The sequence below is a fragment of the Streptococcus marmotae genome (genome assembly GCF_001623565.1).
GTDB classification, from domain to species: domain Bacteria; phylum Bacillota; class Bacilli; order Lactobacillales; family Streptococcaceae; genus Streptococcus; species Streptococcus marmotae.
In genome coordinates, this window is the sequence record NZ_CP015196.1 from 687,760 (window position 1) to 701,074 (window position 13,315).

12 protein-coding genes are annotated in these 13,315 nt (G+C 38.9%); 2 read left to right on the plus strand and 10 right to left on the minus strand.

The genetic code is table 11. From position 1 onward, the window contains the following. Positions 1 to 5: 5 nt before the first annotated feature. The 4 genes from mutL to A4H00_RS03530 all read right to left on the minus strand — a co-directional run bounded on the left by mutL (position 6) and on the right by A4H00_RS03530 (position 3,732). Complete coding sequence (mutL, locus tag A4H00_RS03515; protein ID WP_067087350.1) at positions 6 to 1,934, minus strand: DNA mismatch repair endonuclease MutL; 1,929 nt, start codon at positions 1,932 to 1,934, stop codon at positions 6 to 8. A 619-nt stretch (positions 1,935 to 2,553) separates the two neighbouring features. Beyond that, on the minus strand, positions 2,554 to 2,784 hold the full coding sequence (locus tag A4H00_RS03520; RefSeq protein WP_067087353.1) for a hypothetical protein: 231 nt from the start codon (positions 2,782 to 2,784) through the stop codon (positions 2,554 to 2,556). A 61-nt stretch (positions 2,785 to 2,845) separates the two neighbouring features. Next, a complete protein-coding gene (locus A4H00_RS03525) occupies positions 2,846 to 3,292 on the minus strand; it encodes a DUF3021 domain-containing protein (protein WP_067087355.1) in 447 nt (148 codons plus the stop codon). Beyond that, complete coding sequence (locus tag A4H00_RS03530) at positions 3,289 to 3,732, minus strand: LytTR family DNA-binding domain-containing protein (protein ID WP_067087358.1); 444 nt, start codon at positions 3,730 to 3,732, stop codon at positions 3,289 to 3,291. Before A4H00_RS03530 ends, A4H00_RS03525 begins: the two co-directional genes overlap by 4 nt. 322 nt (positions 3,733 to 4,054) lie before the next feature. Here A4H00_RS03530 and A4H00_RS03535 point away from each other — a divergent pair, with 322 nt between their 5' ends. Beyond that, positions 4,055 to 4,690 carry a hypothetical protein gene (locus tag A4H00_RS03535; protein WP_067087361.1) on the plus strand — a complete coding sequence of 212 codons (636 nt, stop codon included), beginning with the start codon at positions 4,055 to 4,057 and terminating at the stop codon, positions 4,688 to 4,690. Positions 4,691 to 4,875: 185 nt separating this feature from the next. Here the strand turns inward: A4H00_RS03535 and mutS are convergent, their stop codons facing one another. Next, on the minus strand, positions 4,876 to 7,407 hold the full coding sequence (gene mutS / locus A4H00_RS03540) for a DNA mismatch repair protein MutS (protein WP_067087364.1): 2,532 nt from the start codon (positions 7,405 to 7,407) through the stop codon (positions 4,876 to 4,878). 10 nt (positions 7,408 to 7,417) lie between these two features. Continuing rightward, a complete protein-coding gene (argR, locus tag A4H00_RS03545) occupies positions 7,418 to 7,858 on the minus strand; it encodes an arginine repressor (RefSeq protein ID WP_067087367.1) in 441 nt (146 codons plus the stop codon). Between the two features lie 112 nt (positions 7,859 to 7,970). On the opposite strand from argR, the gene argS reads away from it, so the two are divergent. Then, entirely contained in the window at positions 7,971 to 9,659 is a 1,689-nt protein-coding gene (gene argS, locus A4H00_RS03550; RefSeq protein ID WP_067087368.1) for an arginine--tRNA ligase, read from the plus strand. A gap of 224 nt (positions 9,660 to 9,883) precedes the next feature. On the opposite strand, the gene A4H00_RS11820 is transcribed toward argS, so the two are convergent. The 4 genes from A4H00_RS11820 to A4H00_RS03565 all read right to left on the minus strand — a co-directional run bounded on the left by A4H00_RS11820 (position 9,884) and on the right by A4H00_RS03565 (position 13,315). After that, complete coding sequence (locus tag A4H00_RS11820) at positions 9,884 to 10,057, minus strand: P-loop NTPase family protein (RefSeq protein WP_157770981.1); 174 nt, start codon at positions 10,055 to 10,057, stop codon at positions 9,884 to 9,886. 54 nt (positions 10,058 to 10,111) lie between these two features. Beyond that, entirely contained in the window at positions 10,112 to 11,482 is a 1,371-nt protein-coding gene (locus tag A4H00_RS03555) for an ATP-binding cassette domain-containing protein (protein ID WP_167541353.1), read from the minus strand. A 190-nt stretch (positions 11,483 to 11,672) separates the two neighbouring features. Next, the gene (locus A4H00_RS03560) at positions 11,673 to 12,539 is read right to left on the minus strand and encodes a helix-turn-helix domain-containing protein (protein WP_067087371.1); all 867 of its coding nucleotides are present in this window, start codon (positions 12,537 to 12,539) and stop codon (positions 11,673 to 11,675) included. 242 nt (positions 12,540 to 12,781) lie between these two features. Then, positions 12,782 to 13,315: an ABC transporter permease gene (locus tag A4H00_RS03565; RefSeq protein ID WP_237334210.1), complete on the minus strand. Its 534-nt coding sequence runs from the start codon at positions 13,313 to 13,315 to the stop codon at positions 12,782 to 12,784.

The window sequence follows — 13,315 nt, forward strand, 5'->3', positions numbered from 1 at the left end:
TCTCTCTAATATTTACCTAGTTCACGAAGACTGGTATGATTTTCCTGAATGCGGCGGAACATTTTTTCCATATCGGACGTTGTAAAATGAACCAAGACGGGTCGCCCATGCGGACAATTATAAGGATTTTTACAGGTCGCTAATTGGCGCAATAAATGCCGAGCGGAATAGTCATCTAAGGTATGATTAGCCTTGATTGATCGCTTACAAGACATCATAATCGCTAGTTCTGCTCGATACCGCTTGATAGACACCTCATCCGTGAGTAAGAGCATGTCACACATCTCATAGACAGCAGATTCAATCTCGTCTTCTTTCATCCAAATGGGATGTTCACGCAAAATGAATTGGTTGACACCATATTCCTCTAAATTGACACCAACTTGACGTAAAGAGTCTGTTTTTTGCTTGAGCGATAAGGCATCATTTGCTGGAAAATCAAATATGTAGGGCACTAATAGTTGCTGAGAAGAAGCATCTACATGAGCAATGCTCTCGCGGTATTCTTCATACTTCACACGCTCTTGAGCTGCGTGCTGGTCAATGATATAAAGACCTGATTTTCCTTGCGCAAAAAGATACGTTCCATGCATTTGACCAAAATATTCCAACTCTGGGAAGGTTGAGGTTTCTTCATTTTCTAGGCGATCAGCTAATTTGGCTACTTCTTTTCTTTCAAGACTTGGATGTTCTGAATTAGCGGAAGTAACTTCCTCTCTCTGAGCAAATTTGACATTGACAATTTTGTCAATTTCTTTGTCAACTTGATTGACAGATTCGAATCCTTTGATTTCTTCTGCAACCGTCTCTGATTTGACAAAGAAATCTTGTCGGACAGTATCATAATAAAGGTTGCTCTCTTTTAAGGGAAGTGTGACTTGCTCTGTCTTTACCGCTTTCCTCGTGCTAGACTTGGCGAGATTTTCTAAGGCATCTGGAATCAAATCTTGCTCTTTGAGTGCTACTGCAATGGCTTCACGAATAAGGGTCATCAATTCCTTTTCTTTTGAAATCCTCACTTCCTGCTTGGTTGGGTGCACATTGACATCTGCTAGATACGGATCAATCTGAATGGCAATCACAGCAAGCGGAAAACGACCGACCATGAGCTTGCTACCATAGCCGTCTAAAATCGCACGATTGAGCAAGAAATTCTTGATATAGCGTCCATTGATAAAGATGCTGATATAATTGCGATTGGCCCGTGTCAATTCTGGCAATGAAACATAGCCTGTCACCTCAAAATCCAAATCTTCTGCTGTGATTTCAACCATTTTTTTAGCTGTAGCAATGCCATAAACACCTGAAATAGCCTGACGGAGATTTCCTGTTCCTGCTGTCTGAAGTAATTCTCGTCCTTCATTCATCAAGCTAAAGGCAATCTCAGGGTGAGCCAAGCTCAAGCGATTAATCACATCGACAATATGGGACAATTCCGCCTGCTGACTTTTGATATATTTGAGACGAGCGGGCGTATTGTAGAAGAGATCCTCTACCGTAATCCGTGTACCGACAGGACGACTAAGGACTTCTTCTTTAGTAATTTGACCTGCTTCAGCTTCCAGTAACAGACCATGAGGGGCCGTTTCTGTTGCCGTTTCAATCCTAATCCGACTGACAGATGCGATGGAAGGCAAGGCCTCGCCACGAAAACCAAGTGTCCGAATACGAAATAAATCAGACTGGCTTTTGATTTTACTAGTTGCATGACGGCGAAGAGCTAAGGACACTTCATCTGGTGCAATTCCCTCTCCATTGTCACTGATTTCAATTTTTTTCAGTCCCGATTCTTCGATACAGACGCTAATCTGGCTAGCTCCTGCATCAATCGCATTTTCCACCAATTCTTTGACAACGCTAGCTGGGCGTTCAATGACCTCTCCTGCTGCAATCTGATTGGCTAGGACTTCTGGTAATTCAATAATAGTTGCCATAATATCTTCTCGTCTTTCTAATGTCCCTATTATACCATAAAGACCGAGCGTTTGAGAGAATGGAGAGGCGTGATACAGAGCTCGAATCATGCAAAAAGAAACTTCGCTTTTCTAGTTTATGGGTTCCGGTATCAACACCACTTCTCTGACTAGACTTGCCAGAATCGGGTATCCATCACTACATCAAGCTCCTGTTACTACAGTGAATTGAGAACTGAACACGGACTAAGAGCTGTGTAAAAAAGAGACGCAGATGTTCCAACTTTAGCTGGTTACAGCTGAGGCTCCCTTTAGGGATAGATTTCCTTGTGTTCATCAAACACAAGGAAATCTATCTTTTTTACCGTAGCTGTTACGAGCTTGCCCGTTCTACAGATACGGATGCCCTAAGGGTATACTTTGCTCTTGACGTCCTTTGTATCTTATGAAGGAATAGGGCAAGGCAAGAAGCTACAGATAGAACTGGCATTAATGGAGGATTACTTCATAATCCCTATTTCCAACCTTCAACAGTCCACTGGACTATTGAAGCAAAGCGACTTAACAATGTCCTAACCTTTATTCAATTCACTATAATTCCGATAAAAAAGGCTGGATTTGTATTCCAACCTTGACTTATTTATACATTCGTTTTTTCACCAGAAGGCGGTATTTCCTTGATTTGTTGGTAGATACGATGCCAAAATACAAAGGAAATTCCTACTAATAGTAGCCCTACAATGGGAAATAGCAAACGATAACCAACCCCTGCTCTCATCAGTTCTACTACTAAGGCAAGAATGCTGATTAAACCCGCAACAATCAAAATATAAAACAACCGTTGAAAAGAGCGCATGATTTTCTGATCCATATTCGTCTCCTTTTGTGAAAGTATGTTTATGATAGCATATATTTAATAGAATTGCAAACAGCTATTTCCTCAAAGATTGGTTAATAGCTGTCACCTGCTTTTTCATGGCTTGGTAATTGATAAAAAAGATAAGGGCATAAATGACAACAAAAATCATTTCAAAAAATAGTAGCCAAGGGAGATTGAGCGGAAACCAGCCTGCTAGTACGCCGAGCGAGGTAAAGCCGATTGCGGTTAGAAGAAAATGTACCACCGTCATTTTAAGCAAACTCCAATCTTGCTTAAAAATCCGATTAACAATTTGAAATAATAGACCAATAGCCGCCCAGATAAGGGCTGAAATCAGCATGACTTCTACCAAATTAAAATGCTGCAGATAATACTGCCCCAAGGTAGATGTAGGATTGAGTGACAGATAGGTGCCGTGTCCAAAAATAGCAGACATCAGCAGCGAGATGCTAAGACCAATAGTGACGCCTAAACTAGCGGAATAAAGATAGGGTTTCATAAGTTCAATGCCTCCTTGATACGTTTGAGATAGCGACGGGACGAGTAAGTCACGTCTTTATTTTTTAAGACAAGTTTAACAAGACCGTTTGTGGTCACTTGTAAATGGTCCAGTTGATGTAAATTGATGATTTCCGATTGCGAAACCTGCAAGAAATACTGCGGCAACATCTCCTTGACCTGATAGAGGCGCAAAGAAGATGTGTAACAGTCATCTTTCGTTTTGACCTGCAAGATACGATTTTCCAAATAGAGGGTGTAAATATCATCCCAATCCAGAAAATAGACATTCTCCCCCTTTTTGACCGTTAAAGTAGTTGAAACGGTGTCCAGCCGCTTGGTATAAGCAATCAAATCCGCAATAACTGGGGTCACGGCACGCGCTTCAATCATGACCCTATCTTCTGCAATATCCGGGTCAATCTCAACTCTTACTTTCATATAGAACTCCTTTCTTGCCTTTATTAAACACCATTTATGAACAGTTTGCAATAGCCGTTGCCTATGTGGCTGAATGCGGTGTTTATGTGGTTAACCATAAATAGACAACCAAAACATATAATAAAATAATAAATATTGTTGACAATCTCAAAAAAAAATTGTACAATAATAAAGTAGAAAACGTTTTCTTTTTTATTGTTTAATATGGAGGTTCGTATGGTAGGAATCAATACTGCACGCTACAGAAATGGAGATTGGATTATATAGCTCAATACTTCTTGATAGAATTTCTTACAACATATATTAATAAGGAGGTTTTCTCATGAAAAAATTAACTTTTCTGATTTTACTCATTGGCGCCTTATTTACAACTCCTATTTGGCAACATAATGCTGTACAGGCTGACACGCAAGAAAATCTGACAATCAATTTTAAAGATTTTAAATTTACAACCACCGATTATAAAGATTTTGATGTTTCAGTTAATTACTATCAAGTTGGACTAACAGAAGTAGCAGATATTATCGAAAATCAGACTGGACAAACTCTAGAATCTATCAAAGTTATTCCTAATCTTTTCCGTTCTGGTCATACTTATTCGCACACACTTAGCAGGAGCGCTTCTTTTGGACGAACAACTTTACAATTAGATGTTCACGTCGAAATCTACACCAATGGTTCTTTTCGACAAATCAATTCTGTCCAAGGGCATTACCTAGGTATAACCAACTTCATCACCAATACTTCTATTGAAGGGAAAGATGTCAGTGTTTGGTCATCAAATGGTTTTCCAACTACTGAATTGAAGTATGCTTATAGTGGTACTCTCGTTGCAACAATAAATAGTGGATTTAACGCCGGTATTAAAGGCGAACTATTTCAGGCTGGATTTCATATGAGTGGCGATAATCATTACAGACTTCCATTCAATAGAAACGGTTCAATTAGTCTCTACTAAAAAAAGGAAATACCTATGAAGCTAAGAGATAGTCTCATCATTGGAACTGCCATTATCATTGGTTCGATTATCATCAGTCTAACCATACAAGCTGGGCTGAACTACATTGCAGAAACAATTTCTATTTTCCACTAACTAAGAATCATTCTATCAAGAAGAGAAGAGGCTGGGGAATCCCCAGTCTCTTATACTAATTTCTTCAATTCAGCTAAGGCATTCATGGCTTCAAGCGGAGTCATGGCATAAATATCTAACTTCTCTAATTGTTCTAGTGCTGGATGTGGGGCGGAAAAGAGGTCCATTTGACCGACAGGAGGTTGGAAGGGGGCCTCTTCTACTCTCTGCGGTAACTGATTTTGATTTTCTAGGGATTGTAAAATAGTGTCTGCCCGCTGCAAGAGATCGTCTGGCATACCCGCAATTTTAGCCACATGAATTCCATAAGACTTATCAGCAGGTCCTGAAGCAATCTTGTGCAAGAAGGTCACTTGACCATTGTGTTCTAAGGTTGACACATGGACATTTTCTAAATGTGCCAAGGTTTCACTTAAATCGGTCAATTCGTGATAGTGGGTCGCAAACAAGGTCTTTGCTCCGATACGATCATGAATGTATTCAATAATCGATTGAGCCAAGGCCATTCCATCATAGGTGGCCGTTCCACGCCCTAATTCATCAAAGAGAATCAAGGACTGTTCGCTCGCTAAACGAATAGCTTTATTGGCTTCCATCATTTCAACCATAAAGGTTGACTGGCCACTCACTAGGTCATCTGCTGCTCCAATTCGGGTAAAAATCGCGTCAAAAATCGGTAAGGTAACAACCTCTGCTGGCACATAGGAGCCCATTTGCGCCATGATGACAATCATGCCCAGCTGGCGCATATAGGTTGATTTACCACTCATATTCGGTCCTGTAATCAACTGCATATTGGTCCGTTCATCAAGGACAATCGAATTAGGAATATAGGTCTGCTTGCCCATCACTTTTTCAACAACTGCATGACGCCCTTGTTCAATGGTTAATTGACGCGTGTCCGTAAACTGAGGACATACATAGCGCTGGTTTTCTGCCACAACAGCAAAGGATTGCAGTACATCAATCGTCGCAATAGTCCGCGCTAGCCTCTGCAGGCGACTGATATATTTTTCCACTTCTTGTCGAATCCGCATGAAAATCTCATACTCCAGATGAGCCGATTTATCACGTGCCTCGAGCATTTGTCCCTCAATTTTTGCCAACTCTTCTGTCCCATAGCGCTCTGAATTTTTCAAGGTTGCCTTCCGGAAAAAGTGGTCGGGAACGTTGTTAAGATTGGAATTGGTTACGTGGAAATAGTAGCCATCTTTTTTATTATAATCAATTTTTAAATTGTTAATTCCTGAATTGGCTCGCTCCTTGGCTTCTATTTCAGCAATCCAGCCAGTCCCTTCACGCATGACCAGACGGTATTGATCCAAGGTGGTATCAAACCCTGTCTTGATAATATTCCCATCTGTAATAGTCCCTTGGGCTTCGGGATCAATTGCTTCACTAATCAAGGCATGAAGCTCAGGAATGGCATCCAAACCTGAAATCAAGGGAGCAAGAGCAGGCTCATTCATCTGCTCTAAGATCGTCCGTATTGCAGGCACATTTGACAAAGTCTGAGAAAGTTGCAATAAGTCCTTCGGTATAGTTTTACCAAAGGAAACCCGACTAGCCAAGCGCTCAATATCATAAACCCCTTTTAAACTCTCCACCAAATCGCTTCGCTCAAAGAAATAATCTAGAAAGACCTGCACCACACGTTGACGCGATTCGATTTTCGTACGGTCAATCAAGGGGCGGTCAATCCACGAACGCAGTAAGCGTAAGCCCATGGCCGTTTTGGTTTCATCCAAAAGCCAGTAAAGACTGCCATGCTTCTTTCCTGTTCGGGCATTTTCCAGCAAATCAAGACTCGATTTGGTCGCATAATCCATCTGCAAATAATCCTTGATTTCATAATGCTGTACCTTTTGCAAATGAACCAAGTCCCGTAACTGCGTCCGTAAGACATAGCTCAGGAGTTTGCCAGCTACATTTTTTTCAATTGCAATTAAAGATGAATCAAGCAACTGCGTATCATCTGCTACTGTATCCTCATGAGATAAGAGAAGATTCATTTGAGATGTCAGAACCTGCTCCTCTTCCTCCGACAAAGAATAGCCAATGACCAATTCACGCGCACGAAGGTTACGAATTTCACCGCACAATGTCATAAAATCATCTAGGCTGGTCACAAAAAACTGCCCTGTCGCCACATCCATATAAGACAAGGCATAGGTCACGCCTTGGCGATCCACCGCCACCAAAAAGTTACTTTCAGAGCCGATTTTGGACGAGTCCACAACCGTCCCAGGTGTAATAATCTGAACAACTTCACGTCTCACGACACCAACAGCCGTCTTAGGGTCTTCCACCTGTTCAGCAATTGCGACCTTATGTCCCAAATCAACCAGAGTATCAATGTACTGCTGGGCTGCATGATAGGGAACGCCTGCCATCGGAATGGGATTTTCCGCATTTCGGTTGCGACTGGTCAAAGTTAATTCCAAAATCTGTGCTGCCTCTACTGCATCATCATAAAATAATTCATAGAAATCCCCCATGCGAAATAGCAAAAAAGCATCTGGATAGTTTGCTTTTATATCCAGATACTGTTGCATGCCGGGTGAAATTTTTTCTTTTGTCATCTCATCCCTCTCAATCCAAGTAAGATTTTATTTCAGCTTCTACCTGCTTAGCCGCTACTTCATCACGACAAATAACCAACAAGGTATCTGCTCCTGCCAAGGTCCCTAAAATCGTAGTCGGTTTTTCAATATCAATAATATTGGCCATCAAGGCTGCTTCACCCAATTCTGAATGCAGAACCAAAATAAAACTCGCACGCTCTACTTTATAGGCATATTTAGCCAATAATTGAGTAAAAGTCATTTCCTCTTGCGTGATGGGCAAGGTGTAGTAAGAACTTCCATTTTCATGCACTTTAACAAGACCCAACTCCCGCAAATCGCGCGATAAGGTGGTCTGGGTCACAGAAACACCACGTCGAACAAGCCCTTGCTGTATCTCTGCCTGCGTCCGAATCTTTTCCTCACGAATCATATCTTGAATGACTTCTTGTCTTTGTATTTTATTCACTCATCTACCTCAAACTGTATATTATATGAATAGTATAACAAATTTTAACATATTTCTCATGCGTAACATCAGAAATATGTTAAAATAGAATGAATAACTCTGGAGGTTTATTATGAATCAAAAAATGCTTGTTGCTGAAAAACTCGCAACTGCCATTTCTAGTCTTGAACTAGAAGCGATTTACGCACTATTAGAAAAACCAAAATCATCTGAAATGGGAGACATCGCTTTTCCTGCTTTTTCATTAGCAAAGGTTGAGCGCAAAGCGCCTCAAGCTATCGCAGCGGACATCGTGGAAAAATTAGATACAGACGGATTTGAAAAAATTGTTGCAACTGGTCCTTATGTCAACTTTTTCTTAGACAAAGCAGCCATTTCACACGCAACCTTGACCCAAGTCATCGAAGAAAAAGAGCAATATGGACAACAAAAACGTGGTGAAGGACAAAACATCACCATTGACATGTCTAGTCCAAACATCGCAAAACCCTTCTCAGTTGGTCACTTGCGTTCTACGGTTATCGGAGATGCCCTTGCTAATATCTATGAAAAGATGGGTTACAAGGCGCTTCGTATCAACCATTTGGGGGACTGGGGCAAACAGTTTGGTCTCTTAATCGTGGCCTACAAGCTATGGGGCGATAAGGCTGCTGTCGAAGCCAATCCGATTTCAGAATTGCTCAAACTCTATGTCCGTATCAATGCTGAAGCTGATGAAAATCCTGAACTAGACGAAGAAGGACGGAAGTGGTTTAAAAAATTAGAAGACGGAGATGCAGAAGCTCTTGAACTCTGGCAATGGTTCCGTGATGAAAGTCTAGTTGAGTTTAACCGTATCTATGACAAGCTCAATATTACCTTTGATTATATTCAAGGTGAGGCTTTCTACAACGATAAGATGGAAAAGGGAATTGGCATTCTCAAAGAGAAAAACCTCCTGCAAGAATCAAAAGGTGCCATGATTGTTGACCTTGAAGACTACAATCTCCCACCAGCTCTAATCATGAAATCAGACGGCGCAACCCTCTACATCACTCGTGATATTGCAACAGCCCTTTACCGCAAAGAACAGTACAACTTCGTCAAAAATATTTACGTCGTGGGGCAAGAACAAGCCAACCACTTCAAGCAGTTAAAAGCCGTTCTCAAAGAAATGGGACTTGACTGGAGTGATGATATGCTTCACATCGCCTTTGGTTTGGTGACAAGAGACAAGAAAAAACTGTCTACTCGTAAGGGAAATATCATCCTCTTAGAACCAACTCTTGATGAAGCCGTTTCTCGTGCCCTTTCTCAAATCGAAGCAAAAAATCCTGATTTGGAAGACAAGGAAGCTGTCGCAGAAGCTGTTGGTGTAGGAGCTGTCAAATTCTTCGACCTCAAAACAGACCGCGAAAATGGTTATGACTTTGATTTGGAAGCAATGGTATCCTTTGAAGGGGAAACTGGTCCTTACGTCCAATATGCCTACGCACGGATTCAATCCATTCTCCGCAAAGGCAACTTCACACCAGCAACGGACAACCAGTATCAATTGACTGATGCAGAAAGCTGGGAGATTATCAAACATCTCCAAAACTTCGCCAACGTCATCGAAAAAGCTGCTGACAAGTACGACCCATCCTTGATTGCCAAGTACGCGATTAACCTTGCCCAAGCCTTTAACAAATACTACGCACACACTCGCATTCTTGATGAAAGTCCAGAACGCGACAGCCGCCTAGCTTTGGCTTATGCAACAGGTGTTGTCTTAAAAGAAGCTCTTCGCCTCCTTGGTGTTGAAGCTCCTGAAAAAATGTAAAGAACAAAAGGAGTGGGCCTCAATCGTGATTTCAAAGAAATCGATTAACCTCACTCCTTTCTTTCTAGGTTCGGGCTAAACGAATCTGTATGTTGATTAACTTTCACAATTGAAAATTGTGAGCAGTTGGAAATAGGGCTAGCGAAGGAATGTTCGCTAACCCTTCTAAAAACTGTTAAAGCCATAAAGAAGCAAGGCTGGACACTTTTGTCTCAGCCTTTTTTCTATACCTCTAATAACGTTTGTTCTGACAAACTCAGATGTTTTACCTTATGTTTTTGAATAGCTTCCTCTGAAAAATGATGTGCTACTTCAATTACTGTACTGTTTAAATTTGCTAAAATATTTCGAATATTTTCTGAGTTTTCCTTATCAAGAGCAGAAGTTCCTTCGTCCACTAAAATGATAGACTTATCATGAAGAATTGCCCTTGCAATCTCTAATCGTTGCTTTTAACCACCAGACAATGAAATTATTCTATCATCACAAACGATATCCAATAAATTTGAACCTAATTCTGTGACTAATCCTAACCGACTTAATATTGAAAGAACCTTGACTTCATCTATTTCTTTTCCTAGGAGAAGATTGTTTCTAATAGAAGTCTGGAACAAGACTGGCTCTTGGCTGATTCTTGAGATAGACGAACTTAATTCAACGCTTCTATTTCCTACCCTACCAACTATTCTGCCTGAATCTGGAATAAACACTCCCTGCAATAAATCTAAAATCGTTGTTTTCCCTGTTCCAGACGAACCTGAAATAAGATATTTTTTTCCATATTCGAATGTATAACTAATCCCTTCAACTATTTTTTTGTTTCCGAAACTAAAATGAACATCTTCTAATACAATATCAACTTTATCATCAACAGATTTATCTCCTGAGAAGTCTGTCTTTACCTGTAAAATTTTGTATATCTTTTCTCGTGCTTCTTTTGTGGTATTAATTTGATTAAGCAACATTGACACATTTCGTAAAGGATAAATGACTCTATCACTTGCTAGGAACATAGCAACAACCGCACCAGCTTCTAGCTGTCCTCTAATGACAAAATACAAAGCACCAGTAATCGGAACAATATAGCCAACCCAAGATAAAATAGCAGAGATAAAATTAGCAAAATTCTGGGTATTCTTAAAAGATTTGTTTACCCCTTCAACCTCTCTTAACTTAGATGAGATTTCTTGGTTTGAAAAATTATAAGCCGAATAAGTTTTAATTACTTTTCGACCAGCAAATATACTTTTTAATCTAGCTGTAAACTCTTCGTTTGCATTTGACCACTCTAGCGACTTCTTCTGAATTAAACTGCTCATTAACTTAGGTGGCAGCATAGGCAAGAAAGAAAAGATAATAAATAGAACAGCAATAGTTGGATTTAAATAAATAAGATATCCCATAGAAACGATTCCCATCGTTCCAAAAGATAGAACGTCTAAAAGCACTCCGATATAATTGCTTTCAACTAACGTAAAGTCATTCAACATGAATGAGACAATTTCATCTGTATCATTTTTATAATCATCTACCTGCAGCTTATTTGTAATATATTGCTCCTTGATTTTAATGTTAATGATATACAACAGTTTGTTTCTTAAAAAAGAATTTAATTGTCCACTCACCATAATCAATGAATATAGTATAAAAGCAGATAAACTAAAACCCAAGACTTCCTGAATGCTACTGTTCCTATCAAACTCTGTTACCTTCGAAATAACTGATGATAATATAACTCCATCAAAAGAAGCAATCACCATCGTCAATAAAATAAAGACTAGAAGATATTTAGGAGAATATTTTAGTAAGTATTTATAATTCATGTATCTCACTCCTTTCATATTTATGAGAATATTTTAACACCACAAAATAACTTTGTCAATACTCTTTATGTTTATTTTTATATTTTTTATATTTATAATCATCTAAATGTTTTATACTATCTTAAACAAACAGTAAGGCTTGAGTTTTATATCTAACCAGAAATAAAACTCAAGCCTTACTGTTGTTAAATTATACATACTTTTCATTCATATATCGCTCCAGAGTTAGCACCATTTTTTGATTATCATCCATTTTATATAAAAATTGAGAAACTTGAAAATAGTGCAACACCACTTCTTTATCAGCAAAATCTTCACTAATATTTCCTAATAGACAGTACAAATCTGCTAATAAATAATTTGAGCGATATTGTTTACAGCGCTTAATCGCTTCTGTCGTTTCGTTAATTGCTTTTGTAATATTTTTATTAAGCCATAAAAATCTACAACAATTATAACTAAATTTAATTGATAGTTCCAGATCATCTAATGTAGTGATTCGGATATTTCGAAACTTTTCAGCTAGCTGATCATACCTATCCTCAAACCTTTCTAATTCACCACTTTCAAAATAGAAATTCATCAGTGTATTCGATAAGTGCAGGTAAATTGTATCACTTTCACTCAATTGAGATAATGTAGCTTCTAATTTATCTATTGCTTCTAGCTGTTTTTCGTAATAATAGAACGTAATCATCGACTCTATCCAAGCTAAATAGATTTGATCCGATAGGTTCAAACGATGACTTTGAGCCACTTCTGCATCATAAATATACTTTAGTGTTTCATAATCTCTATAATCTATGAATTTTTTTGATAATATTCTAAACTTCTCTAACCCTTTTGTTTCCTCTGGTTCAGTTTCATCAAAAAAGTAATTCATACTCACATTTAACTTTTTTGAAATCTCATATAATAACTCAGAACCCGGAGTATAATTTCCTTTCTCCATTCGACTAATTTGTCCTTGCTCACAGATTCCGTCTGCCAATTCTGCCTGCGATAGCTTCATTTCTAGACGCTTATTTTTTAATCTCGTAGCTAACAATATTCCCATCTTTTTTCTCCTATTTGTTTTTTCTTCATTATAGCATCAATTATATGCTAAATCAAATATTTTAAATGTTTAAAATCATATAAATCATTTGAATTAAAATTACAATACTATTCTAAGGCTCTAAAAAGAGGCTGGGACAAACGTCCCTAACCTCAGTATTTTTGTAGACTTAATAGTTTAGCGCAGTAGCTGTCAGGTTTACAGGGTGGAATTGATTTCTACGAAATCACGATTGAGCATATTTAAATATCTGTTGCTGTCTGTTCCATTGACGGTTTTTCTTTTGGTTTACGAAGTAGGAAGAAGACCGTCAAACCGGAAAATAGGAGAAAGAGCACAATGCCTAGACCATAACCTCCCAAAGTTGTAGCTTGCATTGTTTTACGCAGCATTTCATCTGAATAATAAGTAGCAATACCCCTTCCACCGATATAAGCATACGTTCCGTTTATTAACGTAACAAACAAGTAGGCTAGATACGTATAGGAGGCTGTTTCATTTTTCTTCCGGAATAAGAAAACAATTGTTGCAACAATCAATACCAAGAGGACAAGGGCTAGAATTTTATTAACTATATTTCCGTCAAATGCCATCCCCGCTTTTGTGACTTTGATTATGTCATCAATATTCGCCTTGGGCATATTCAGCTTACTATAAGTGTCTCGTACCAGTCCCTCGTCAAACGTTTTAGGAGTAAACCTTCCCCATAACTTCGCTAGTGTCGCAATGGTTGACAATGTCACTAAAATATATAAATGAATTGGTTTTTTCATCAT